The 22,360-nt window shown below is 62.4% G+C and carries 28 protein-coding genes; 11 read left to right on the top strand and 17 right to left on the bottom strand.

What is annotated here, in order from left to right:
- Nucleotides 1-4: 4 nt before the first annotated feature.
- Nucleotides 5-1,786: a DUF885 domain-containing protein gene (locus CJO11_RS13005; protein WP_095013412.1), complete on the bottom strand. Its 1,782-nt coding sequence runs from the start codon at nt 1,784-1,786 to the stop codon at nt 5-7.
- Nucleotides 1,787-1,933: 147 nt separating this feature from the next.
- On the opposite strand from CJO11_RS13005, the gene CJO11_RS13000 reads away from it, so the two are divergent.
- Both CJO11_RS13000 and CJO11_RS12995 read left to right on the top strand, forming a co-directional pair.
- A complete protein-coding gene (locus tag CJO11_RS13000) occupies nt 1,934-2,347 on the top strand; it encodes a holin family protein (protein WP_095013092.1) in 414 nt (137 codons plus the stop codon).
- A 91-nt stretch (nt 2,348-2,438) separates the two neighbouring features.
- A complete protein-coding gene (locus CJO11_RS12995) occupies nt 2,439-3,182 on the top strand; it encodes a hypothetical protein (protein WP_095013091.1) in 744 nt (247 codons plus the stop codon).
- Between the two features lie 69 nt (nt 3,183-3,251).
- On the opposite strand, the gene CJO11_RS12990 is transcribed toward CJO11_RS12995, so the two are convergent.
- Nucleotides 3,252-3,734, bottom strand: coding sequence for a hypothetical protein (locus tag CJO11_RS12990; RefSeq protein WP_150125036.1), 483 nt, complete (start codon nt 3,732-3,734; stop codon nt 3,252-3,254).
- Nucleotides 3,735-3,874: 140 nt separating this feature from the next.
- On the opposite strand from CJO11_RS12990, the gene CJO11_RS13315 reads away from it, so the two are divergent.
- Nucleotides 3,875-4,021 (top strand): hypothetical protein, encoded by a 147-nt coding sequence (locus CJO11_RS13315; protein ID WP_169829204.1) that lies wholly within the window; start codon nt 3,875-3,877, stop codon nt 4,019-4,021.
- Between the two features lie 13 nt (nt 4,022-4,034).
- Here the strand turns inward: CJO11_RS13315 and CJO11_RS12985 are convergent, their stop codons facing one another.
- The 6 genes from CJO11_RS12985 to infA form a co-directional block, all read right to left on the bottom strand.
- A complete protein-coding gene (locus CJO11_RS12985; protein ID WP_095013089.1) occupies nt 4,035-4,307 on the bottom strand; it encodes an antitoxin Xre/MbcA/ParS toxin-binding domain-containing protein in 273 nt (90 codons plus the stop codon).
- A 240-nt stretch (nt 4,308-4,547) separates the two neighbouring features.
- The gene (locus CJO11_RS12980) at nt 4,548-4,799 is read right to left on the bottom strand and encodes a hypothetical protein (protein WP_095013088.1); all 252 of its coding nucleotides are present in this window, start codon (nt 4,797-4,799) and stop codon (nt 4,548-4,550) included.
- 285 nt (nt 4,800-5,084) lie between these two features.
- A complete protein-coding gene (locus CJO11_RS12975) occupies nt 5,085-5,306 on the bottom strand; it encodes a hypothetical protein (RefSeq protein ID WP_095013087.1) in 222 nt (73 codons plus the stop codon).
- A gap of 94 nt (nt 5,307-5,400) precedes the next feature.
- Nucleotides 5,401-5,610, bottom strand: coding sequence for a cold-shock protein (locus CJO11_RS12970; RefSeq protein WP_095013086.1), 210 nt, complete (start codon nt 5,608-5,610; stop codon nt 5,401-5,403).
- Between the two features lie 191 nt (nt 5,611-5,801).
- Nucleotides 5,802-6,026, bottom strand: a complete 225-nt coding sequence (locus tag CJO11_RS12965; RefSeq protein ID WP_095013085.1) for a hypothetical protein — start codon at nt 6,024-6,026, stop codon at nt 5,802-5,804.
- 253 nt (nt 6,027-6,279) lie between these two features.
- Nucleotides 6,280-6,546, bottom strand: coding sequence for a translation initiation factor IF-1 (gene infA / locus CJO11_RS12955; RefSeq protein ID WP_095013083.1), 267 nt, complete (start codon nt 6,544-6,546; stop codon nt 6,280-6,282).
- A 563-nt stretch (nt 6,547-7,109) separates the two neighbouring features.
- Between infA and CJO11_RS12950 the strand changes: the two genes are divergently transcribed.
- Nucleotides 7,110-7,646 carry a hypothetical protein gene (locus CJO11_RS12950; RefSeq protein ID WP_095013082.1) on the top strand — a complete coding sequence of 179 codons (537 nt, stop codon included), beginning with the start codon at nt 7,110-7,112 and terminating at the stop codon, nt 7,644-7,646.
- Nucleotides 7,647-7,730: 84 nt separating this feature from the next.
- On the opposite strand, the gene parC is transcribed toward CJO11_RS12950, so the two are convergent.
- A complete protein-coding gene (parC, locus tag CJO11_RS12945; RefSeq protein WP_095013081.1) occupies nt 7,731-10,019 on the bottom strand; it encodes a DNA topoisomerase IV subunit A in 2,289 nt (762 codons plus the stop codon).
- Nucleotides 10,020-10,225: 206 nt separating this feature from the next.
- Here parC and CJO11_RS12940 point away from each other — a divergent pair, with 206 nt between their 5' ends.
- Complete coding sequence (locus CJO11_RS12940) at nt 10,226-11,260, top strand: MlaA family lipoprotein (protein WP_169829203.1); 1,035 nt, start codon at nt 10,226-10,228, stop codon at nt 11,258-11,260.
- On the opposite strand, the gene CJO11_RS12935 is transcribed toward CJO11_RS12940, so the two are convergent.
- From CJO11_RS12935 to CJO11_RS12915, 5 genes are all read right to left on the bottom strand, one after another.
- Nucleotides 11,232-12,317 carry an alpha-amylase gene (locus CJO11_RS12935; protein ID WP_095013079.1) on the bottom strand — a complete coding sequence of 362 codons (1,086 nt, stop codon included), beginning with the start codon at nt 12,315-12,317 and terminating at the stop codon, nt 11,232-11,234. The two genes, CJO11_RS12940 and CJO11_RS12935, sit on opposite strands and share 29 nt — an antisense overlap.
- A gap of 55 nt (nt 12,318-12,372) precedes the next feature.
- Complete coding sequence (locus tag CJO11_RS12930) at nt 12,373-12,759, bottom strand: hypothetical protein (protein ID WP_095013078.1); 387 nt, start codon at nt 12,757-12,759, stop codon at nt 12,373-12,375.
- A 45-nt stretch (nt 12,760-12,804) separates the two neighbouring features.
- Nucleotides 12,805-13,137 (bottom strand): 2Fe-2S iron-sulfur cluster-binding protein, encoded by a 333-nt coding sequence (locus CJO11_RS12925; protein WP_095013077.1) that lies wholly within the window; start codon nt 13,135-13,137, stop codon nt 12,805-12,807.
- 1 nt (nt 13,138) lies between these two features.
- Nucleotides 13,139-14,215 carry a cysteine desulfurase family protein gene (locus tag CJO11_RS12920; RefSeq protein ID WP_095013076.1) on the bottom strand — a complete coding sequence of 359 codons (1,077 nt, stop codon included), beginning with the start codon at nt 14,213-14,215 and terminating at the stop codon, nt 13,139-13,141.
- A gap of 110 nt (nt 14,216-14,325) precedes the next feature.
- Complete coding sequence (locus tag CJO11_RS12915; RefSeq protein WP_095013075.1) at nt 14,326-15,384, bottom strand: cysteine desulfurase family protein; 1,059 nt, start codon at nt 15,382-15,384, stop codon at nt 14,326-14,328.
- 93 nt (nt 15,385-15,477) lie between these two features.
- Between CJO11_RS12915 and CJO11_RS12910 the strand changes: the two genes are divergently transcribed.
- Nucleotides 15,478-16,134, top strand: a complete 657-nt coding sequence (locus tag CJO11_RS12910; protein WP_095013074.1) for an alpha/beta hydrolase — start codon at nt 15,478-15,480, stop codon at nt 16,132-16,134.
- A 174-nt stretch (nt 16,135-16,308) separates the two neighbouring features.
- Complete coding sequence (locus CJO11_RS12905) at nt 16,309-16,971, top strand: energy transducer TonB (RefSeq protein WP_169829202.1); 663 nt, start codon at nt 16,309-16,311, stop codon at nt 16,969-16,971.
- 37 nt (nt 16,972-17,008) lie between these two features.
- On the opposite strand, the gene CJO11_RS12900 is transcribed toward CJO11_RS12905, so the two are convergent.
- The 3 genes from CJO11_RS12900 to CJO11_RS12890 form a co-directional block, all read right to left on the bottom strand.
- Complete coding sequence (locus CJO11_RS12900) at nt 17,009-17,212, bottom strand: hypothetical protein (protein ID WP_420823141.1); 204 nt, start codon at nt 17,210-17,212, stop codon at nt 17,009-17,011.
- 58 nt (nt 17,213-17,270) lie between these two features.
- Complete coding sequence (locus CJO11_RS12895; protein WP_095013072.1) at nt 17,271-17,591, bottom strand: hypothetical protein; 321 nt, start codon at nt 17,589-17,591, stop codon at nt 17,271-17,273.
- Nucleotides 17,592-17,724: 133 nt separating this feature from the next.
- Nucleotides 17,725-19,311 carry a phosphoenolpyruvate carboxykinase gene (locus CJO11_RS12890; protein WP_095013071.1) on the bottom strand — a complete coding sequence of 529 codons (1,587 nt, stop codon included), beginning with the start codon at nt 19,309-19,311 and terminating at the stop codon, nt 17,725-17,727.
- Between CJO11_RS12890 and CJO11_RS13310 the strand changes: the two genes are divergently transcribed.
- From CJO11_RS13310 to CJO11_RS12875, 4 genes are all read left to right on the top strand, one after another.
- A complete protein-coding gene (locus tag CJO11_RS13310; RefSeq protein ID WP_169829201.1) occupies nt 19,310-19,465 on the top strand; it encodes a hypothetical protein in 156 nt (51 codons plus the stop codon). The genes CJO11_RS12890 and CJO11_RS13310 overlap by 2 nt on opposite strands.
- Before the next feature lie 107 nt (nt 19,466-19,572).
- Nucleotides 19,573-20,331 (top strand): response regulator transcription factor, encoded by a 759-nt coding sequence (locus CJO11_RS12885; RefSeq protein WP_095013070.1) that lies wholly within the window; start codon nt 19,573-19,575, stop codon nt 20,329-20,331.
- Complete coding sequence (locus CJO11_RS12880; RefSeq protein ID WP_095013069.1) at nt 20,324-21,904, top strand: sensor histidine kinase; 1,581 nt, start codon at nt 20,324-20,326, stop codon at nt 21,902-21,904. The genes CJO11_RS12885 and CJO11_RS12880 overlap by 8 nt, the downstream gene beginning before the upstream one ends.
- On the top strand, nt 21,901-22,338 hold the full coding sequence (locus tag CJO11_RS12875) for an HPr kinase/phosphorylase (RefSeq protein ID WP_095013068.1): 438 nt from the start codon (nt 21,901-21,903) through the stop codon (nt 22,336-22,338). Before CJO11_RS12880 ends, CJO11_RS12875 begins: the two co-directional genes overlap by 4 nt.
- Nucleotides 22,339-22,360 lie beyond the last annotated feature (22 nt).

Genomic DNA, 22,360 nt, shown 5'->3' with positions numbered 1-22,360 from the left:
ATCCTCAGTTGTACTTCACGCCCGGCAGGCCCTGCCCGCCGTCGGCAATGAACGCGTTTACCCGTCTTTCGAGCGTCGGCAAAGGTACCGAGCCGAGCGACAGCACGATATCGTGGAACTTGCGAATATCGAATTTCGTTCCAAGCGCCTTTTCCGCCTTCGCACGCATCCGCAGGATCGTCATCTCGCCCAGCTTGTAAGCCAGCGCCTGTCCCGGCCACGAGATGTACCGATCGACCTCGGTTTCGACTTCATGGCGCGAGAGCGCGGTGCGGTCGGCAAGGTAGGCGATCGCCTGTTCGCGGCTCCAGCCGTAGTGGTGGATGCCGGTATCGATCACCAGCCGCGCGGCGCGCCACATCGAATAGCTGAGCTGCCCGAAGCGCTCCTCGGGCGTGCGATAGATGCCCATCTCGTTGCCGAGATATTCGCTGTAGAGCCCCCAGCCCTCGCCCATGCCGGAGAAATAGACGTTGCGGCGGAACGGCGGGATATCGCCGCCTACTTCGGCCTGAAACGCCATCTGGAAACTGTGCCCCGGTTCGCATTCGTGCATCGTCAGCACGGGAATGTTGTACAGCGGGCGAGCCGGCAGGTCGTAGGTGTTCATCATGCACGCGGTGTAGCCGCCCCGGCCCGAGGTATAGAACGGCGCGAGCGCAGGCGGCACCGGCACGATGGTAAACCGGTGGCGCGGCAGGAACCCGAAGAAGTTGGCGATCTGCCCGTCGACCCGCTTCGCGGTGTAGGCCGATACTCCCATCAATTGGTCGGACGTCTTGGCGATGTACTGCGGGTCGCTCCGCAAATGCTCGTTGAACTCGGCAATCGTCCCTTCGAAGCCCATCTCAGCCATGATGCCGTGCATCTTTGCTTCGATACTCGCCACTTCGTCGAGCCCGATCCGGTGGATCTGCTCCGGCGTCAGGTCGAGCGTGGTGTATTGGCGGATCTGCTGGCGGTAATACGCCTTGCCGTCGGGCATCGCTTCGGCGGCGAGCGTGGTCCGGGCGTGGGGAATGTACTCGTCGCGCAGGAACGCCAGCAGGTTTTGGTAGGCTGGTGTGACGTCGTCCATTATCGCCGCTCGGCCCTCCGATTCAAGGCGTGCCTTGTCGGCATCCGAAAACTGCGCAGGCATCCGATCGAAAGCGGCCCAGAACGGACTCTTCTCCGGATCGTCGACCACGAACACCGCCAGGCTCGCATCGCGGCCCTTGAGCGTCACTTGCGGCACCGAGAATCCGCGGGCGAGCCCGGCGCGCGCGTTGGCGATTTCCTGCGCGAAGAAGCGCGGCAACGCCTGCATCCGGGCGATGTAGTCGTCGTATTCCTTGACCGTACGAAAGCCGTCGGACGAATCCCAGTAGGTCCAGAAATTCGAATCCGAATTGAACGGCATCTCCCATTCGGAAAACTTTGCCTCGCCGATCCGCTCCTGCAGCAGGGCGCGCAACACATCGGCATTGTCGTGCTGGACGGGCGAGAGCTGCGCTGGATCGATCGCATCGAGCCGTGCGAGGTATTCCTTCGCTTTCGCCGCCCGCGCGCGCTCTGCTAGCGGGGTGACCGACGGGATCGTCGGACCTTGCTCGGTGGTGCCGTCGGGGTTTTCGATCAGGCCCTGGTCGGCGACCTGCCACTTCCAGTAATCGGTATAGAGTTTCGTCAGCGCGGCGTCGGCAGCAGATGGCTTTGCGGTAGTGGCATCAGTAGGGGCATCCTGCGCCAAAACCGGCGCGGCGAAGCACAGCGCGGCAACGGCGATCCATGTGGCAATTCGCATGGCGGTGAGTGCTTCCCCCTCGTTCGGCGCGGTTCTGCGCTGGCTCTGCGCAAGTGTCAAACTCCAATCTTTTCGGTTCATTTTCTTTCCTACATGAACCTATTTGGATAATTAATCGCACGAATCATCTCTCTGCGGGAGCGCCCCATGCCCATTCTCGAAGCCCTGATCGGCCCGATTTCCTCGCTCATCGACAAGATCATCCCCGACAAGGAAGCCCAGGCCAAGGCCAAGCTCGCGCTGATCGAACTGCAGGGCACGCAGGAACTCCAGACGATCCAGACCCGGCTTTCTGCGATCGTTGCCGAAGCACAATCGAACGACCCGTGGACCAGCCGCGCCCGCCCCAGCTTCCTCTACGTGATGTACGCGATGATCCTGTGGGCATTGCCGATGGGCGTGCTCGCCGCATTCAACCCGGCCGCGGCGAAGGACATCGCCAGCGGAATGAACGCTTACCTCGGCGGCCTGCCCGAGCCACTCTATGCGCTCTTCGGCACCGGCTACCTCGGCTACACCGCAGCGCGGCAATGGGGGAAGGCAAAGGGGACCGACAAATAGCCCACACTAATCGACCAGCTACCACTTGACGTAAATCTCGGAAAATGCAGAACTAACAATCTGGGCCGCGCACAAGCAGGGAGAGCCGATCATGGCCACCCGTCCGCGGTTTCCTTTGTTCCATCGGCTCGATCGCAAGGCGGTGCTTGTGTGCACCGCAATCGTCTTTGGCGCGATCGCGTCCGGCTTCATCTACGACATGGCGGTGCGCGCCAGTTTCAACCCGCTGGAATATCCGTGGTACGTGCACGTCCATGCACTAACCTACAGTTCGTGGCTCGTGTTGCTGGTGTGGCAAGTGACGATGGTGCGCACCGGCAACATCGAAACCCACAAGCGGTTCGGGCGGCTGGCGCTGGTGATTCTGCCGCTGATGCTCGTTACCGGGCCGATGGTTGCGATCATGTCCCGCGAGGCGATGCCCGACCCGGATCCGGGAAACCTGACATTCATGAGTACCCAGTTCACCAACGTACTGGGCTGCGTACCGCTGCTGTTCGCAGGCTACCTGCTGCGCCGCGATCCCGCGACGCACAAGCGGCTGATGCTGATGGGGTCGATCGCGATTACCGAGCCGGGGTTCAGCCGGATCCTCCATCATCCGCTCTACGAGTGGCTGGGTGACGGTGTGGCGCGCTACTATTTCGAAACGTACCCCGGAACCCTGCTGTTGATGCTGGCGGTGGCGGCCTACGACCTGCGGACGCGCGGAAGGCTGCATCCGGCGTGGATCTTCGCCTTCTGCTGGGTTTTTGCGAACGAATGGCTTGCATCGTGGTTATATTACCAGGACGGTTTCTGGCTCAGCTGGATGCGCGCACTGACCGGACACTAGGGGGCGCAATTCGCCTCCTAGAAATTGCGTGATTGAACGTCCGGAATGGGGTGGAAAGCGGACATTTGGCTATTCATATGCGTCCGCTGGAAGCGATAGGTCGATACTACGCAGTGCCTGTAGGCAATCGTCTCTTTCAATCTGCAGTTCGGCATCACGAACTTTCTCGACAGCCTCAATGGCTCGCACCTTGTAGTGCATAAGCCAGTTCTTGCCTGGTGAAGGGATAGGCGCGCTGCACACGATGTATAGCAAGAACTTCTTTGGTCCCCTTTGATCTTGTAGCGACCTCAAAACATTGGACGGTCGATTCAAGAGGGCCAGCCCCAAATCGGTGGTAAGCTCTTCCGAATATCCGCCGTCTGCATACTGCTTGAGCTCTAAAGCAACCTGAAGCCAATCGGGCTTCCCGGTTGCGATCTGATCAGTAACAAACCCCCACTCGTCTGGATCATTGTAGAGCCTCTCCGCGTAGACCGCTGCGTCTGCAAGCTTGAGTCGCTCCATCACATGCTTGGCGCTCGTTGAGGCATGACTGGATTTGTTCGCCATTATTCCGGGAGCCAGAACAATCAGAGCGCTAGCAATGAGTGGTCGCGCGAGCTTCATGGGGCGTGGTTATCCTCCCCTATGCGTCTCTTCAAGCGGATCACGTGGCGTCTCGTATCGGGTCGTTAGCGGCTGGTCCGGTTTTGGGTGACAAGCTGACTGTCAGCCAGGTCACGTTTGGGGTGGAAAGCGGACACTGGCTCCTCGATGTCAATGGTTCAAGAATTCAAGAGGAGCAGCAAGAACAGGAACGAACACAAGGGTATTCCAAACCGACCGGCAAGCTATGATCCGCCAATTTCCCTATTTTCTGGTCGTGCGACGGCAATACAAGCGCTCCAACTCCTTTTCCACTTGATGCATGCCTGAAGCACTTTCTGTCGCCAAAGCGATGGGACGACCACCAAGCTTGGCATTTTCGGTGTTTAGGAAGGCGATCGCAGCTTCTTTACCTAGCGCATGGAAGGCCAGCGTAACTATGCCGCCTTGTCTAACTGCCTTATGATGTGGAAGAGGATGTTTAATTGGGCGCTTACTCGAATATACTCTTAGGGCACTAGTCTTGTCATTGCTCATGAGAAATTCCAGTTCCTTAGAGGTTTACAACGCATTTCTGATGACTGGTTTTTGCATCGATTAGATTGGATACGATCTTTAAACTTGGCAGAGATTTCCCATCATTACACGATCCAAGTTGGTGCAGATTTCGCGTCCGATTTGCCGTTGATTGGCGACAACATCTTCGAGCGTTGGCCGATCTGAAATTTGAAGCGCGGCCAACTCGTGCGAAAATCTGCTAGCTGTCACACCAGCTAATCAGCCGCGCTGATTGCGAGCCTGCTCTTTCCTGATCTGGTCAAGGTCTGGCGCGCGCCTCAAATTAATTGCCCGCAAATCCGGATGTGAATTATTGATCTCGTAGCTGTATCGCTCGCTCACCAGCAGTGCGCCCGAGCTGCCGCTACGAGCCAACTGTTGAAATGAGATAACCGCGCCGCCGTGCTCGGGAGCGATAGTTCCGGTGCCGGTCGATGCTTCGTAAACCCTGATCCTGCCATAGTAGGTCATCGGTCGTTCCTTCCAGTGCAATTGCGGCCCGTCAGGATTGAACGAGCTGCGACTAAGAGGCGGAACTGAAGGAAAAGGCTTCACTATGCGGGAAGCACGGGACCGTCGATTTCGACTGAGAGCTTTGGGTTAAATAGGAGGATAGCTCGGCCTTTTCAAGCTCAGCTCCCGCGCAAGACGATAGCCGCTATGCTGCCGGCCCCTACAGGATTGCATGTTAAGCAATATTGGTGAGCGTTGAACACCTCCGTCGGTCACGAAGCGGACTGACCACTGGGGGCTCGATCAATTTTCGCTGCCAAAATCTGTTTCTGCTTCACGGCGTGCAGCGCGCTCATATTCGGCCTTCGCGCGATCTAATTTTAATTTGCGGGCCTGGTTCGCCAATTCTCGCCATGACTTCTCGGCGCGAAGGTGCCGCTCCTTGACGTTCTGAAGCGTGGCCACTTCAGCTTCGTGAGCCGCTTCGCTTGCGCGGGCATCGTAGAACTCGAAAGTCTGGTTCACGTCCTGGCCTCCAAACACGTTTGTTCATCAAGACTGCGTGTCCCTCCTACGCACCGGGTCGCACAAGTACGCAGGAGGGACTCTGGCAGGCCGTTCAGTCGGCGGTAGACAGGTTAACTGCACTCACCTTGCCGTTTCGGCCGGTCTCGACCTCGAAATTGAGGCGCTGGTCCTTGTTAAGAGTGGTCATGCCTGCCGCCTGCACGGCAGTGACATGCACGAAGCTGTCGGGGGAACCGTCGTCAGGCTGGATGAAGCCATAACCCCTGTCAGCATTGAAGAATTTTACAGTACCGGTTGTCATTTCGCTTCCTTTCAAGAAACGTTTGTAGCCGGACCGCGAAATTGCGGGCCGGGTTCGTGCGTCAAGTCGTCAATTGAAAGGAGTTCGTCGTATTGAAGGCGCGAAAACCGGAAAGGTCCAATTTTTCGCCAAGCGTCGATACCCGTCGAAATTCAACGAGAGCAAGATCTGTATGGCAGGTCCGGCTGGGGTTAGATAGTCGTTCTTGACTCCACCCTGAGAGCAGCAGATTTGGCGAACTGCGCATTGCTCCAGGCGCAGGCCGCTGCAGCGCCCAATCCGTGCTGAAACTCGCTGATTCTATTCGCAATACGAGAGGCCTTTTCGAGTTTCGCGATCCGTTCGTCGTGGCTCGTCGCGGACTCGGCGCCAAAGAGGGCACGCTGGTGTGCGGCATATTCGAGGTTCAGGTCCATGTCAGTTTTCCTGCGTCGGCTAGATGCTGGGGCATGGCCAGGGGATTGAGGTACGTGGTCAATCGACCATCGTCGCAACTAGGCGTCGAAGTTCGGTGATCGGGATCGAGGCAGAGACGGAAATATGGGCCAATTCGTTTCGTAATTGGACCGCGTCGGAGCTCGAAGATGGTCTGGGGCATGCAGTGTTGCCCATATTCTTCTGATACATTTTTCAGATCGGCAGGCGTCCCCTGCCACCTTTGCAATAGTGTTAGCGCCTGAAGCCGCGCCTGCGTGCGCCGGAGGGCCCTTGCCCTGGCGTACGCTCGCGGAAGACAATCCGACCCTTTGTGAGATCGTAAGGCGTCATTTCGACGTGCACACGGTCTCCTACGACCGAACGAATACGATAACGGCGCATTTTCCCTGCCGTGTAGGCAATTATGCGATGCTCATTGTCGAGTGTTACGCCGAAGCGACCATCAGGCAGGATCTCGTCGATCTCACCTTCCAACATAATGAGTTCTTCTTTTGCCAACCGAATTCCTCACGCGCAAAAATTTCCCGCGAACGGGCGAATCCCGTGTCGGAGCCATGCTGCATGAAAGGAAAAAAAGGGCCGCTCTAACGGCAATCGAATTCCGTCGCAGGCGACGATAGCAATTTCCATATAGTCGAATGTAAAAAAATTGCAAGTGGGACCACGGCGGAACGACCGGGTTACGAGCGCAGGAGCGTCTCCTTTCGGGTCGTTAGCAGACTGGCAAGTTTCGGACGATTTTCCCGGGTAACCGCCATTCCCATCGCACCGGCTTGACCACGTGGCCCGGCTTCAGCGCAAATTCAGGCGGCCACCGCTATCGCGCCCACAGGTTGCCTTCCCCGTCGAAAAATGGAAAAAGCGCTTTCGGTCCTCGTGCAGGGCCGGACATTGCGTGCGTGCGATCGCTCCGGCGATTGCTTTCTCGCCTGGCGAGATCCGTGTGGGGCTCCGTTCCTCGTACTCTGTGCGCATCCCAGTTTTGCCAGTCCGAGCGGGCTTTGCCTGCGATGGCCGGTTTTGTGTTGAAGCCATAAGTGAAGTCATACGGAGTCGTCTCAATGAAATTTGCCAAGATCGCAGTCGCCGCCGCCCTCGCCACCGCCGCCCTGCCAGGCGTTGCCTACGCCCAGGACGTCACCACCGGAGCGACCGTCTATGGTCCCAACGGCAACCCTGTCGGAACGGTCGAGAGCGTTACCGGCGGCGTCGTCACGCTCGATACCGGCGCGCACAAGGCCCCGCTGCCGACCAGCGCGTTCGGCAAGAGCGACAAGGGTCCGACGATCACCGTCACCAAGGAACAGCTCGACAACATGATGGCCCAGATCGAAGCCCAGGCCGCCGCCAAGCGCGATGCCGCACTGGTCGTCGGTGCAGCCGCCAAGTCGGCTGACGGCCAGGATGCCGGCACCATCAAGTCGGTCGACGCCGACGACATCGTGCTCGAAACCGCCGAAGGCCCGGTCGCGCTCAAGCGCCAGTTCTTCGCCGTAGATGCCAGCGGCACGCTGGTCGCCCGCTACACCAAGGCGCAGCTGGTTGCCGCCGCTTCGGCGGGCGGAAGCGACGCGAGCGGAAGCGAAGCCGCGCAGTAAGCACTGGCCAGGCACCACTGGCGCCTGCGACCAATCCGAACAGGCCGGGAGCGGGATGCCGCTTCCGGCCTTTCGCTTGCCCGGTCAGAAGCGATTGTCCTTGGGGAAACCGCGCGGAGGCAAGCGGCCTGCGGCACCGCGAGCGACCTTCCATTCCCACACGTTTTCCTCGGTCCGCGTGCGCCCGCTTTCGCCGCCCATTGCCCAGCTGAGGCCATCGTCGAGCTTGAAGCTGATCGCATCGGAGAGGCCACCGTCGCGATAGCGCTGCAGCGTCACCCCCTGCCCGCGCGCTAGGACCGGCAGTTCCTCGAGGTTGAACACCACCAGCTTGCGGTTTTCGCCGACCACTGCGACGTGATCGTGTTCGCCCGCGATCTCGCGCACGACGCACAGCTTTACGCCGGGCTTGAGATTGACCACCTGGCGGCCCTTGCGGGTCTCTGCCAGCAGCTCGTCGGTATCCGCCGCAAAGCCCTTGCCGTTGGTCGCCGCGAGCAGCAGCTGGCCCTTCGGCTTGTGGACCAGCGCGGCGACTATGTTCGCTTCGGGATCGATGTCGACCATCCCGCGAACCGGCTCGCCGAAACCGCGCGCGCCCGGCAACTTGTCCGCGCCGAGGGTAAAGAACCGGCCGTTGTCGGCCGCGATCAGCAGCTTGTCGGTCGTTTGCGCGTGGAGGACGAAGGCCGGTCCGTCGCCCTCCTTGTATTTCCATTCCTGGTCGAGCGGCAGGTGCCCGCTTGCCCCGCGGATCCAGCCGCGCTGCGACAGGATCACCGTTACCGGCGCTTTCTCGATCATCGCGTCGGGGTTGAATTCAACCGTCGGCGATGCCTCGGCAATCGTTGTGCGCCGTTTACCGAGCGCGGTATCCTCGGCGTAATCCTTGCGTAGCGCCGCAAGGTCGCGTTTCAGCCGGGTGCGCTGGCGGGCGGGCGAGCCGAGCAGCTTGTCCAGCTCTTCCTGTTCCTGCAGCAGGTCGTCGCGTTCCTGCCGCAGCTGCATTTCTTCCAGCTTGCGCAAACTGCGCAGCCGCATGTTGAGGATTGCCTCGGCCTGCCGGTCTGTCAGTGCGAACTCGGCGATCATCACCGGTTTGGGCTCGTCCTCGGTGCGGATGATTTCGATCACCCGATCAAGGTTGAGGAACGCGACGATGTAGCCTTCGACCAGTTCGAGCCGCTTGGCGATCTGCTCCAGCCGGTGCCGGGTGCGTCGCTGGAGGATGTCGATCTGGCTCGCGACCCAGTGGCCGAGCAGTTCCTTGAGCCCCATCACCATCGGCGTGCGACTGGCGTCGAGCACATTGAGGTTGAGGCCGAAGCGCGTTTCGAGATCGGTCAGCTTGTAGAGCGATTCCTTGAGCAGTTCGGGATCGACGTTGCGGTTTTTCGGCACCAGCACGATGCGGATATGCTCGTCGCTCTCGTCGCGCACATCTTCGAGGATCGGCAGCTTCTTGTCGGCGATCAGCTGGGCGATCTGTTCGATCAGCTTGCCCTTGGCGACCTGGAACGGGATCTCGCTGATGACGAGCTGGTATTGCCCGCCGCCGAGCCGCTCGATCCCCGCTTGCGCGTCTTCCGCCTTGTCGGCCTCGGCCGCGTGGAACCGCCCGCGAATGCGGAAACTGCCGCGCCCGGTCTCGTAGGCGTTGGAGATCGTTTCGGAGCTGTCGACGATCAGCCCACCGGTCGGCAGGTCCGGTCCGTGGAACAGCTCCATCAGTCGCGCATGTTCGACATGCGGGTTGTCGATCAATTCGAGCGTGGCATCGACGATCTCAGCGACGTTGTGGCTGGGGATGTTGGTCGCCATGCCCACCGCGATCCCGCTCGCGCCGTTGGCGAGCAGGTTCGGGAACAGCCCGGGCATCAGCTCGGGCTCTTCCTCTTCGCCGTTGTAGGTCGGGATGAAGTCGACGGTGCCTTCGTCGAGACCCGCCATCAGCTGCATCGCGGTCTTGGTCAGCCGCGCTTCGGTGTAGCGGTAGGCGGCGGCGTTATCGCCGTCGATATTACCGAAATTGCCCTGCCCTTCGACCAACGGGTAACGGAGCGAGAAATCCTGCGCGAGGCGCACCATTGCGTCGTAGGCGGCGGTATCGCCGTGCGGGTGGTACTTGCCGATCACTTCACCGACCACGCGGGCGGATTTCTTGAAGGTATTGCTGGGATCGAGCTTCAACTGCCGCATGGTCCAGAGCAAGCGGCGGTGGACCGGCTTCAGCCCGTCGCGCAGATCGGGCAGCGACCGGGCGGTGATCGTGGACAGCGCATAGACGAGGTAGCGTTCGGACAGCGCGCTATCGAACGGGGCGTCGACGATTGCGTCGAACGGGTCTTTGTCGGCATTGAGGGTATCGGTCATCGCAATCGCCCTATCACCGCGAACGCACGCGGCTCAACGCGCATGATCGGCTTTTTCCCACGGCATGAACGAACAACGCACCCATCACCCTACCAATCTGTAACTTTCGTCGTGCAGGAACCTCCGATAGGCGTACTGCGTTCGGTTTATTGATATCGACACATGCAGCGCCGATCGGTCCGTTGCCTGGAGGAATACGGATGCTCGTGCCCCTGCCCGTTGCAATGATGCTGGCCGATGTCCAGAGTGCGCCCCGCATCGCTCAGCCAGCCGTTGCGCAAGCCGTGGCCGGACAGCCGACCCAGCAAGCGGACAGCGCGCCGCCAGCCGAAGCCGCAGGTACCACATCAACCGGTGTTGGCGACCAGGCAGCGACGCAGGCCACTGAAAAGCCTGCCGACCAATCCGGTCAACCTGCTCAGAACTCCCAGGCAACATCCGACGACGACAACGGCCTGATCATCGTGACCGTGAGCCGCCATAGCCCGGGCGATCCGCTCGAGGCGGTCAACATCAAGTCATTCCAGGCGGTTCAGGCGGTCGACGGTGCGGTCGTCGCTCCAATCGCCCATGTCTATGCCCACGACATACCCGGCCCGATGCGCGACGGGCTGCACAATGCGCTGGTCAACCTGCGCGAACCCGTCGTCGCGGTCAATTTCCTGCTCCAGCACCGGATCGGCAAGGCGCTAGGTACCGTTGCGCGGTTTGCGATCAACTCGACCGTCGGCTTGGTCGGGCTGGTCGATGTCGCCAAGCGCAAGCCGTTCCACCTGCCCCATCGCAACAACGGGTTTGCCGACACGATGGGGTTCTACGGCGTCAAGCCGGGTGCATACTTCTACCTGCCATTGATCGGCTCGACTACGGTGCGCGACCTCGCCGGATATATCCTCGACAAGGCGGCACTGCCGCTCGCGGCTGGCTCGCCGTTCAACAAACCGGCTTATGCGATAACGACCGGTGTCATCAGTTCGATCGACGACCGCGTGGCGTTCGACAAAACGCTGAACGAGATACGGCAGTCGTCCGATCCCTATATCGCGATGCGGCAGTACTATCTCGAGCAGCGTCAGGCCGAGATCGACGGTCTCCATTCGAAGTCGAAGAAGAAAGCGAAGAAGGCCGAAGACGGGGCGAACCTCGGCAAATCCGTGCCTGAGCCGCAATCCGACGCCCCGCTGCCTTCCGGCAGCGAGGCACCGACCCAACCTAATACGCCTTCTGCCAGCCAACCGTGAGGTGCCAGTCGCCCGCCATCTGCGGGCCTTTGAGGTCCTGATAAATCGGCGCGCCCAGCTCTAACCCGAGCCGGTGCCCGGCGAGCGCGCCGCGAGTGGCGAGCAGGTTGACCCCGGCAATCAGGTCCACCCGTTGGCCGCCCTGCCAATCGGGGTTGGCGGTCTGCACCGGGCCCATGATCGCCGGGTCGATCCCGCGCACGTTGCCGGTCGACCGGCCGAGCACCCGGCCTGAAACGCTTACCCAGCGCGCCGGTCGATAGCTGACCCACGCGGTGCCCTGGTAGACATCGCCGAAGGCGTAGCCCCACTTGTTGCGATCGAGCCGGATCGCCGCGCTCGCTTGCGCGCCAAATCCGATCCTCCCGCGCCATCCCTTGTAGGTCAGCGCGGGTTCGAGATCCCAAGTGCCCGTCCCTGCTTGCATGGCATAGGGCGCGCGCATCGTAGAGGTCGTGTTCATCGGTGTTAGTACCGTCGCGGCTTCTGTGGTCGAGCCGGTCGGCAGGCTGAACCCGGCCTTGAGCGTGACCTGGTCGCGCCGCGCGCCATCGTCTACCGAGCGGCTGACCAACGGGAACAACGCGGAGACCTTGGTATCGCCAAGTGCCTTGGGGTTGGTGCGGAAGGTTCCCAGTTGTGTGGTTCCCATGCCGCCCTGGTAGGTGAGCAGGTCCATCTCCTTTTCGACGTAGCTGCCCATCACCATCAGCGTGACCGCGTCGGATGGAGCATACATCCCGCCAAACATGTACATGTCGCTGCGCATCGCCTGTGGCACGATCCGCAAGGTCGGCGGCTGCATCGGCATACCGGCGAACCGGTTGGATATGGTCGTCGCGATGGTATCGTCGCTCACCCCATCGGTGCCGATCTGGTTGCCGGCCATCGCCATGTGCATCACCCGGAACGAGAGCATGAACTCTCCCTTGTGATGCGTATGATCGGCCATCACGCCGATTGGTGCATGGTCGTCGGCACCCGAATTATGGGCGGCGGCCGAAGTCGAACAGGCGAGCGCGCACGCGGCGCCCGCACACAAAAATGCGGTTTTCATTCAATTATTTCCTGATTGTCTTGTCGAGCAAGGACCGGACGGTCCGGCTATCGGGTCAGGAAATAGCTGGCGGACCCGTCGCTGGAGGGAGCCCGGAAGGGAATATCCCGGTCAGGACGTCGGGCGTTGCCGCAACGACCGTCTCGGGCACATCCTGCGCGGGCGGGACGATCACTGCATCGGGCAAGTGCGCCACTGCAGCGAAAGAAAAGTCGCACGGCCGCTCTGCCGCCTTGTGTCCGTCCTTGGCAGGCATCTGATGCCCCCGATCGGCGTGCATCCCCATCATCGCGCTGTCGGTGGTCGACGAAGCGGGCTGCACTCCGGGGCAGATCGCCAGCACAAGGCCGCCGTCGGGCGCGCGCATCGGCATGAAGCCGACGGGGAACGCCAGTGTCGTTACGATTGCCAGCCAGGCGAGGAAAGGAGCGACCCGCGTCACGCGGCTCCCATATCGCAAGCGCCCAGCCTTGCAAGCGCGAGGCGGCTACATTCGCCGCATATCGTGGCTGTCGGAGGGAATCCGCACTTCGAGGCCGTCGAGCGCTTCGCTGAGGACAATCTGGCATGACAGGCGGCTGGTGCGCACCGCCCCGGCGGCGAGGTCGAGCATGTCTTCCTCTTCCTCGACAGCGGGCGGCAAGCGATCGAACCATTCGGGGCTGACGATCACATGGCAGGTGGAGCACGCCATCTGCCCTTCGCAGGTCCCCTCCAGCGGCATTCCGACTGCTTGCCCCACGCGCAGCAACTCGTCGCCCGGCTCGCCTTCGGCTTCGACCCTGTCTCCCTGCGACGTAACGAAGGTGACTTTGACCATCCTAGAGACCCTGATCCTGTGCTGCGGCGTTGAGGATGCTGGCGGCTGCGTCGATTTCCTCCAGCGTCGTATAACGCCCAAATCCCAGCCGGATCGAGCTTTTTGCTTGGGCGTCGGAAAGTCCGATCGCCTTGAGCACATGGCTCGGACGGCCCGATCCGCTGGCGCAAGCCGATCCCGCGCTGAACATCACTTCGCGGCATTCGCTCATCAGGCGGGCGACGTCGAGGCCATCGCGGCGGATATTGAGGTTGCCGTGCCACCGCTCGGAGGCACTGCCGTTGTGTGTCCAATCCGCGAAGCGTTCGCGTGCGCGGGTCCAGAGGGCCTCGACGTGCGCGGCGTCCTGCTCGATTCGTTCGGCGGCGACCTGTGCAGCAGCGCCCATCCCGGCGACCAATGCGGGGCTCAGCGTGCCCGAACGAAGCCCGAACTCTTGCCCGCCGCCGGTCTGGACCTCCCGCAGATCGACCCCGTCGCGCACCCATAGCGCACCGACGCCCTTGGGGCCGTGGAACTTGTGCGCGCTGATCGCAATCATGTCGGCATCGGTGACGGCGATCTTGCCGTAGGCCTGCACCGCGTCGCACAGGTAGAGCGCGCCCGCCTCCCTTGCTTTGCGCTGCCAATCGACGGTCGGCTGGATCGTCCCGATCTCGTTGTTGACCTGCATTATCGCGACCAGCCGGGTGTCGGCGGGAAGCTCCTGATCGGCGTTGCACAGCCCGTCCGCCGATACGCCCAGCACGTGGCACGTTCCCGCATCCTGCGCGGTATCGAGCACTGCGGCGTGTTCGATGGCGGAAACCGCGACGCTACCGCCCGAGCCCCTCCCGCGGATCGCGAGATTGAGCGCCTCGGTCGCCCCGCCGGTAAAGATCACCCGCCCGCCCTGCGGCATCAGCGCAGCGACCTGCTCGCGCGCCAATTCGATCGCCGCTTTCGCCATGCGACCCATCCGGTGCGCGCTGTGCGGATTGCCGAAGCTGTCGCTGTCCGGCCCGCCGAGCCACCGTAACATCGCCTCGCGCGCCTCGGGCGCGAGCGGAGTGGTCGCCTGGTAGTCGAGGTAGTTCATGCCGCTTGCCACCTACCCGTTTGGGCTGAGCTTGTCGAAGCCCTGCCTTTCACTTTTTGAGACGACGGCCGAAGTTAAGACGGCCCTTCGACAAGCTCAGGGCGAACGGATCAGGAAAGACTGCGCCAGGCTTCAGCAAACGAATTGAGTTCGGCAGGTGTCGTATTCCATCCGACGCTTACCCGGATCGTGCGAGATGCTACATCATCGGCAACGCCAAAAGCATCGAGAGCGCGGCTCCTTTTTAACGTACCGGATGAACATGCGCTGCCGGCCGAGACGGCAAACCCCATCGCGTCCAAACGGATAAGCTGGGCCTGTGCGCTCATTTCCGGGTGTGCGATTGCGCGAATGAACATCGAAGTCGTTCCATCACCGTCAACTATTGCGCCGCCTGCATCCCATACTGCCTCGGCAAACTCACAAAGAATGTCGGATATCGCGGCATTGTCCCTGACATATCCCGTTTCACAATTTTCCAATGCAGCGGCAAAGCCGAGCGCAGCGGGCAGGTTCTCCGTCCCCTGCCGGTATCCGCGTTCATGTCCACCGGATGGTTGCAGCATCGCGAAATCGCGCACCAGCAAGGCCCCGATCCCTATCGGCCCGCCAAGTTTGTGCGCCGAGACAACAGCCAAGTCGCAAGCTGGCAGATGATGCTTTCCTGCAGATTGCGAACAATCGGACAGCAACAAACCTCCGGCATCGTGGACCATTTGCGCATAACGGCCGGGCAATTGGATTATTCCCGTCTCCGAATTGACGTGCTGAATTGCGACGACGGCAGGCCTGCCAGTCGATAGCAGTTCTTGTAGGCTGTCCGCGGAAACCAGCGAGCCGTCCATTGCAGCGACCTCCGCATCGGGCGCTGCCCGGAATACCGCGTCGTGCTCCACCGCGCTCACGATACGGCGTTCCACCCTGGCGCGCTGCAAGGCGATCGCCAGAGCCTCGCTCGCGCCGCTGGTGAAGATCACCTCGCCGTCCCACCCGAGCGCCGCCTTCACCCGTTCGCGAGCATCTTCCAGCGCGGCCCTCGCCTTGCGGCCCTCGGCGTGAGGGCTGCTCGGATTGGCCCATATGTCGAAGCCACGCAGCATCACTTCGCGGGCCTCGGGGCGCAGCGGTGTGGTGGCAGCATGATCCAGATAGATACGGGGCGTGGACATCAATTGCGATTTCGCTGTGGCACACTATATAGCCGCAACCCCGCGCCGCGCCACCCGCGTGGCCGCGCGTATCCAATTCGAGCAGGTCCAGCCATGCCTACAGTCATTTTCCCCGGCCCCGAAGGCCGCCTCGAAGGTCGCTTCAGCCCCGGTCCGCGCCCGCGCGCGCCCGTCGCGATGATCCTCCACCCGCATCCGCAGGGCGGCGGCACGATGAACGACCGGATCGTCCAGCGGCTCTACAAGACTTTCGTCGACCGCGGGTTCGCCACGCTGCGGTTCAATTTCCGCGGCGTCGGGCGCAGCCAGGGCAGCTTCGACAACGGTATCGGCGAGCTGAGCGACGCTGCCAGCGCACTCGACTGGGTCCAGTCGATCCACCCCGAAGCGCAAGTGACGTGGGTTGCGGGTGTCAGCTTCGGCGCGCTGATCGGCATGCAGCTGCTGATGCGCCGCCCCGAAGTGCGCGGGTTCATCTCGGTCTCTGCTCCGGCGAGCATGTATGACTTCTCGTTTCTCGCGCCCTGCCCGGCGAGCGGGATCTTCGTGCACGGCGCAGCCGACACCGTGGTCCAGCCGGTTGCCGTCACCAAGCTGGTCGAGAAGCTGCGCACGCAGAAGCACATCACGATCCACCACGACGAGATCCCCCGGGCGAACCACTTCTTCGAGAACGAAAACGAAGAGCTGATGGCCGCAGTCGACAACTACCTCGACTTCCGCCTTTCGCCCGACTGCCCGATTCGCTGATCGGATAACGTTACGTCGGCAACGACTTACGTTGCACGGCGCAACGCGATTGTGCTTGCACCGACAATGTTATGATGTAACATTCTTCGTTGGGAGCCGCCCTGACTGGCGTCCCGGCCCGCCTCGCTCGCCGGGATGCCTCGCACCGGGAGGCAGCAAGGAGAGGAGCAGGACATGGCCTATCTCAACCAGGCGAACTGGAAGGATCGCCCCGGCGTGGCAATCGCCGTGGTCGCAGTGCACGCAGCGATCGGATATGCGCTGATCACCGGTCTTTCGTTCGTGACGACATTCACCGTGCCCCCCAGGCTTGAGGGCGAGACGGTCATCGACTTGCCGACCGATCCGCCCAAGCCGACCCCCAGCCCCAAGGTGGAACACCCGATCGAGCAGCTGATCGAAACGCCGGTGCCGCAACCGCCGATCCCGCCGCTCGATCTCGGAGCGAAAACATCGCCGATCGATTCAACCAATGTAACTTTGCCGCCGATACCGCTCGACGGTTTGGGGCCGGTGATCGGGCCAAAGCAATCGCCGTTCGAACCGGTCGCCGCCCGACCGCGCAACGATTCCACCAAATGGGTCACCAATGCCGACTATCGCGGCAACTGGATCCGCCGCGACATGAGCGGCGTCGCCCGCTTCCGCCTCGACATTGCGGCCGACGGTTCGGTGACCGACTGCACGATCACCCGCTCGAGCGGATACGCTGAACTCGATGCGGCAACCTGCGGGCTGGTCACCCGCCGCGCGCGGTTCGATCCGGCCAGGGATAGCGATGGCAAGCCAGTAAGCGGCACCTATTCCAGCGCGGTGCTGTGGCAATTGCCCGACTGATAGAATCCCGAAACTGCCGCCCGGTGGCGCCCGAAAGCTACCGGTCGGCAAGCTGCCCGACAGGCGAGTGTCCCTCCCTGTCGGGCAGCGTCCAGATTGCGACATTGACCAGCGCGACCGCCGCCGCGACCAGCATCAGGATCGCCTGCTTGCGATAACCGGGCCGGTTCCACAGGAAGATCGCTCCGCCGACCAGCGCGATCGCGGCCAGCATCGCCAGCGAGAGTGCGGTTGCCATCATTGACGCGTTACCAGCTTGGCCGCCAGACCCGCGAAACCGGGTCGAGGCGCGCGATCGGTCAGCTCTTGCCGAACAGCTTGCTCGCAAAACCGGCGATATCGTTGAGCGGGTTGCCGTCGCCGTCCTGGTCCAGCATCGAGGCAAACTGGCTGAGCGACCCTTCGCCACCGATCGCTTGCACGATCTGGTTCACAATGTTGGCGTCGAGGCCGGTCTTGGCCGATGCCAGCTCGACTGTATCGCCTTCCATTTGGTGCGCTTCGCCCAGAGCTGCGACAGCCTTGGCCGCCAGCGCCGGATCGATGCCGAGCTTGGTGGCCATGTTGGTTACTGTGGGATGATCGGTCACCTGGCCCAGGATCGATTCGAAAATATCCATTGCATGTTTCTCCAGCTGCAAGTGGCGCGACAGGCTTGCCGCCCCTTCATTCCCACCAAACTAAAGTCCCCGCTCCGGTTTCCCGGGCGGGGACCTCCTCTCCAACTCTACGCCCGGGAAACCCAAGCGTCTATCACGCTGTTTCAACGGCTCCCGTCGGGGCGGCGTCGCGGACGCCCTGGTCGACATGGTCGGCAAACTGCCGGAAGTTGTCCACGAACAGCTGCACCAGCTTCTGCGCAGTGCGATCGTATTCTTCGGCATCGGCCCAGGTCGAACGCGGATCGAGGATCGCGCTGTCGACACCGGGAACGCTGACCGGCACTTCGAACCCGAAATTGGGATCCTTGCGGAATTCGACATCGTTGAGGCTGCCGTCGAGCGCGGCGTTGAGCAGCGCGCGGGTCGCCTTGATCGGCATACGGCTGCCGACGCCATATTTGCCGCCGGTCCAGCCGGTGTTGAGCAACCAGCACTGCACACCGCCCTTGGCGATGCGTTCCTTGAGCAGGTTCCCGTAGACGCTCGGGTGGCGCGGCATGAACGGCGCGCCGAAGCAAGTGCTGAAGGTCGCTTCGGGCTCGGTCACGCCGATCTCGGTGCCGGCAACCTTCGCGGTGTAGCCCGACAGGAAGTGATACATCGCCTGGTCCGGCGTCAGCCGCGAGACGGGCGGCAGCACGCCGAACGCGTCCGCGGTGAGCATGATGACGTTCGACGGGACCGGACCGAGGTTGTCCGCGCTCGAATTGGGGATGAATTCGATCGGGTAAGCGCCGCGCGAGTTCTCCGCCAGCGAGGCGTCATCGAAATCGAGTTCGCCGTTCTTGTCCATCACTACGTTCTCGAGCACTGTGCCGCGCATCCGGCTCGTGGCGTAGATTTCCGGCTCGGCTTCTTCCGACAAGCGGATCATCTTGGCGTAGCAACCGCCCTCGAAGTTGAACACCGCGGTATCCGACCAGCCGTGCTCGTCGTCGCCGATCAGCGTGCGGCTGGCATCGGCCGAGAGCGTGGTCTTGCCGGTGCCGGACAATCCGAAGAACACTGCGGTCTTTCCGTCCGCGCCGATATTGGCGCTGCAGTGCATCGGCATCACGCCCTGCGGCGGCAACAGGTAATTGAGAATGCCGAACACGCTCTTTTTCATCTCGCCGGCATACTTGGTGCCGCCGATCAGGATCAGCTTCTCGCTGAAATTGACCGCGATCACCGTCTCGCTGCGGCAGCCATGGCGCGCGGGATCGGCGCGGAAGCTCGGCAGGTCGATGATCGTGTATTCGGGCACGAAATCGGCCAGTTCGGCCACTGTCGGGCGAACCAGCAGCGTGCGGACGAACAGGTTATGCCACGCCAGTTCGTTGATCACCCGCACGTTGACCCGGTATTCGGGCTGCGAACCGCCGAACAGGTCGGCGACATAGAGTTCGTCCTTGTCGGCCAGCGCGGCGAAGAAGTCCGCCTTCAGGTTGGCGAAATGCTCGGGCGACATTTCGACGTTGACCTTGCCCCAGTGGACCGTGTCCTCGGTCGTCGCATCGCGCACGATGAACTTGTCCTTCGCGCTTCGTCCAGTGTGCTGGCCGGTCTCGACCACCAATGCGCCGTGTTTCGCGAGTCGTCCCTCGCCATTGGCGAGCGCCTGGTCGATCAGTGCGTCGGTTCCCAGGTTCGCCTTGATCGTGGCGGTCGTCTCGATGCCCTGGGCGGCAAGCGGCATGGCAAGCGAAGTCGTCAATTTCTTCTCCGAAGGTCTCAACCAAAAGGGCGGCGCTCGCGGCGCGCCCAACTTACGCCTGTGCATACGAATGCACAAGCCGTTCGACCGGCCCATTAGTCGTGCAAGTGATTCCCGTCAAACCGATGCGGCTTGATAGTCCCCAAGCGAGACTTTGCCGCGACACTCGGCGCGTTGTCTCGGGTGCGGGATTTGGCTAACCCGTTCCGCTGGAAGGCCAGCCGCTTTCGAAGGACCGCCACGATGCACGCTGATCAACTGCCTGAAGAGCAAGCGGCCCGTACCGACGGTCGCCAGACGATCGCGCTGGTCGACGACGATCGCAATATCCTCACCACCGTGTCGATCGCGCTCCAGGCCGAAGGGTTCGCCACCCGCGTCTATTCGGACGGCGAGGCCGCGCTGCACGCACTGATCGAGAACCCGCCCGACCTCGCGGTTTTCGACATCAAGATGCCGCGCATGGACGGCATGGAGCTGCTGCGCAGGGTGCGCGAATCCTCCGAGCTTCCGGTGATCTTCCTGACCAGCAAGGACGACGAAGAAGACGAGGAAGCCGGGCTCGAAATGGGCGCGGACGACTATATCGCCAAGCCGTTCAGCCTGCGGCTACTGGTCGCCCGCATCCGCGCGATCCTGCGGCGGCGCGGTGACGGCGCGAGCGATGGCGGCACGACCGGCGAACTGGACGAGCCCGGTCCGGTAATCGAGCGCGGCAGGTTGTCGATGGATCCGGCGCGGCACCGGGTGAAGTGGGATGGCCAGGTGGTCTCGCTCACTGTCACGGAGTTCCTGATCCTGGAGGCGCTCGCTGCGCGCCCCGGAGTCATCAAGAGCCGCAACCAGTTGATGGATGCCGCCTACCCCGACGACGTGTTCGTCGACGACCGCACGGTCGACAGCCACATCAAGCGCATGCGGCGCAAGTTCCGTGTCGTCGACCCGCAATTCGCCGGGATCGAGACGCTTTACGGCGCGGGCTACAGCTTCACCGATGGCTGACGACAACACCAATGCCCCGGCCGAACCGCGCCTCGCCCGGTTCACGCCGGGGCGGCGGCTGTCGCTTACTCCGCGCATCCTGATCATCAACCTGTTGCCGCTGCTGCTGCTTGGTGGCGGGGTCTTCTATCTCGATTCGTACCGCAAGCAGCTGCTGGCCGAACGCTACAAGCTCGCCCGCATCGAAGCGCAGATCACCGCCGAAGCGCTCGCCGGCGCTTCGCGGGAGCGGCAGGAAGCGCTGCTGATCCAGATCGGCAAGGAACAGCATATGCGGCTGCGGCTTTACAATGCACGCGGACGATTGTGGGCCGACAGCTTCGCGCTCGACGTGCCTTCGTTCGCGTTCGAAAAAACCACCGACGAGACCTGGCAGGAACGCTTCGCCCGCTGGCTCGACCGCGTGGTCGATACCATCGTCGGTGCCCCGGCGGTGCCCGAATATGTCGAGCCCGACACGCCTAACGCCGATTCGTGGCCCGAGCTGAAGCGGGCACGAGAGGAAAACCTCACCCAGATCGAGCTGCGCGAAGCGCCCGACGGAACCCCGGTAATCAACACAGCAGCCCCGGTCGGCCTGCTCGGCGCGACCCTGCTTACAACCCGCAACGCGGTCGACATTACCCAGGAAGTGCGTGAAGCGCGCTCGACGCTCAGCAGTGCGGTGGGAATGGCGCTCATTATCTCCATCCTTCTCTCGCTCTACCTCGCACGAACTATCGTGACTCCATTGCGGTTGCTCGCACGCGCAACCCGGCGCGTGCGGCAAGGCCGCGAACGCGATGTCGATGTGCCCCGGATGCCCACGCGCCACGACGAAATCGGCGAACTTGCGCGCTCGATCGCCGACATGACCGGGACGTTGCGGCAGCGGATCGACGCGGTCGAGCATTTCGCCGCCGACGTCGCGCATGAGATCAAGAACCCGCTCGCGTCGCTGCGCAGCGCCATGGAATCGCTTCCGTCCGTCGAAGACCCTGCACTGCGCAAGCAGCTCCAGGAGGTTGCCGCGCATGACGTGCGTCGGATCGACCGCCTGGTGACCGACATCTCCGAAGCGAGCCGGATCGATGCCGAACTGAGCCGTGCGACTTTCGTCCCGATCGACCTTGTCGATCTGACCCGCAACATCATCGGCAGCCGCGAAGCGCGCGACCAGAATGCCGGGAGGCCGATCGACTTCACAGCGCCCGCATCGCCTGCCTCGGTGATGGGCGAGCCGGTGCGCCTCGAACGGGTCATCGAAAACCTGCTCGACAACGCAGTCTCGTTCTCGCCGCCCGGCAGCCCGATCGAGTTGGCGATCACCCGCTTCGACGAAGGCGGGGTGCGCCTGACGGTGTGCGATCATGGCCCCGGGATCTCCCAGGAAGCGCGCGAGAAAGTATTCCGGCGCTTCCATTCGGTGCGGCCCGAAGCGGAAGATTTCGGCCAGCATTCGGGGCTTGGACTGGCAATCGCGCGGACCATAGCCGAAGCGCACGACGGCACGCTTTCTGCGCACGGACGCGCGGACGGGGCCGAAGGCGCATGCCTTGTGCTCGACTTGCCGTCGGCCCCACGCAAGCGATGAGCACGCCGATCCTTCATCAAGCTACCGGCGTCGCAATCGACGGCCGAGTGCTGCTGATCGAGGGCCCGCCCGGTGCGGGCAAGTCGAGCCTCGCGCTCGCGCTGATCGATCGCGGGGCGAAGCTGGTGGGTGACGACGGGGTGGCATTGTCGCGAGACGGTGCGGCGCTGATCGCATCCCCTCCACAGAACACCGCCGGACTGATCGAACTGCGCAATGTCGGGATCGTGACCTTGCCCGCGACATCGGGCCAGGTCTCGCTGGTGTTGGACCTCACCGAAGATGCACCGCGCTATGTCGAACAGGCCGATCTGGTCGACCGGGCAGGACTTGCGATCCCCTGCCTCGCGTTCGATCCGCGCGGCCCCGCCAGTGCGGCCCGCGCCGAATACGCCCTCGCGCTCCACGGCCTGCCCTTAAGTATACGGGCCTGAGCGGCGCGACTTCCCAAGCCGA

The organism is Tsuneonella mangrovi (assembly GCF_002269345.1).
Lineage (GTDB): Bacteria > Pseudomonadota > Alphaproteobacteria > Sphingomonadales > Sphingomonadaceae > Tsuneonella > Tsuneonella mangrovi.
This window is presented reverse-complemented; position numbering and strand designations above follow the sequence as displayed.

Coding starts and splice junctions, on each gene's coding strand:
- CJO11_RS12965 (WP_095013085.1), bottom strand. CDS start 6,026: ATGGACCTGAACCTCGAATATGCCGCACACCAGCGTGCCCTCTTTGGC.
- CJO11_RS12950 (WP_095013082.1), top strand. CDS start 7,110: ATGAAATTTGCCAAGATCGCAGTCGCCGCCGCCCTCGCCACCGCCGCC.
- CJO11_RS13005 (WP_095013412.1), bottom strand. CDS start 1,786: ATGCGAATTGCCACATGGATCGCCGTTGCCGCGCTGTGCTTCGCCGCG.
- CJO11_RS12995 (WP_095013091.1), top strand. CDS start 2,439: ATGGCCACCCGTCCGCGGTTTCCTTTGTTCCATCGGCTCGATCGCAAG.
- CJO11_RS12885 (WP_095013070.1), top strand. CDS start 19,573: ATGCACGCTGATCAACTGCCTGAAGAGCAAGCGGCCCGTACCGACGGT.
- CJO11_RS12990 (WP_150125036.1), bottom strand. CDS start 3,734: ATGGCGAACAAATCCAGTCATGCCTCAACGAGCGCCAAGCATGTGATG.
- CJO11_RS12910 (WP_095013074.1), top strand. CDS start 15,478: ATGCCTACAGTCATTTTCCCCGGCCCCGAAGGCCGCCTCGAAGGTCGC.
- CJO11_RS12935 (WP_095013079.1), bottom strand. CDS start 12,317: ATGAAAACCGCATTTTTGTGTGCGGGCGCCGCGTGCGCGCTCGCCTGT.
- parC (WP_095013081.1), bottom strand. CDS start 10,019: ATGACCGATACCCTCAATGCCGACAAAGACCCGTTCGACGCAATCGTC.
- CJO11_RS12925 (WP_095013077.1), bottom strand. CDS start 13,137: ATGGTCAAAGTCACCTTCGTTACGTCGCAGGGAGACAGGGTCGAAGCC.
- CJO11_RS12905 (WP_169829202.1), top strand. CDS start 16,309: ATGGCCTATCTCAACCAGGCGAACTGGAAGGATCGCCCCGGCGTGGCA.
- CJO11_RS12985 (WP_095013089.1), bottom strand. CDS start 4,307: ATGAGCAATGACAAGACTAGTGCCCTAAGAGTATATTCGAGTAAGCGC.
- CJO11_RS12875 (WP_095013068.1), top strand. CDS start 21,901: ATGAGCACGCCGATCCTTCATCAAGCTACCGGCGTCGCAATCGACGGC.
- CJO11_RS12970 (WP_095013086.1), bottom strand. CDS start 5,610: ATGACAACCGGTACTGTAAAATTCTTCAATGCTGACAGGGGTTATGGC.
- CJO11_RS12880 (WP_095013069.1), top strand. CDS start 20,324: ATGGCTGACGACAACACCAATGCCCCGGCCGAACCGCGCCTCGCCCGG.
- CJO11_RS13000 (WP_095013092.1), top strand. CDS start 1,934: ATGCCCATTCTCGAAGCCCTGATCGGCCCGATTTCCTCGCTCATCGAC.
- CJO11_RS12980 (WP_095013088.1), bottom strand. CDS start 4,799: ATGACCTACTATGGCAGGATCAGGGTTTACGAAGCATCGACCGGCACC.
- CJO11_RS12915 (WP_095013075.1), bottom strand. CDS start 15,384: ATGTCCACGCCCCGTATCTATCTGGATCATGCTGCCACCACACCGCTG.
- CJO11_RS12920 (WP_095013076.1), bottom strand. CDS start 14,215: ATGAACTACCTCGACTACCAGGCGACCACTCCGCTCGCGCCCGAGGCG.
- CJO11_RS12890 (WP_095013071.1), bottom strand. CDS start 19,311: ATGCCGCTTGCCGCCCAGGGCATCGAGACGACCGCCACGATCAAGGCG.
- CJO11_RS12895 (WP_095013072.1), bottom strand. CDS start 17,591: ATGGATATTTTCGAATCGATCCTGGGCCAGGTGACCGATCATCCCACA.
- CJO11_RS12900 (WP_420823141.1), bottom strand. CDS start 17,212: ATGATGGCAACCGCACTCTCGCTGGCGATGCTGGCCGCGATCGCGCTG.
- CJO11_RS13310 (WP_169829201.1), top strand. CDS start 19,310: ATGGCAAGCGAAGTCGTCAATTTCTTCTCCGAAGGTCTCAACCAAAAG.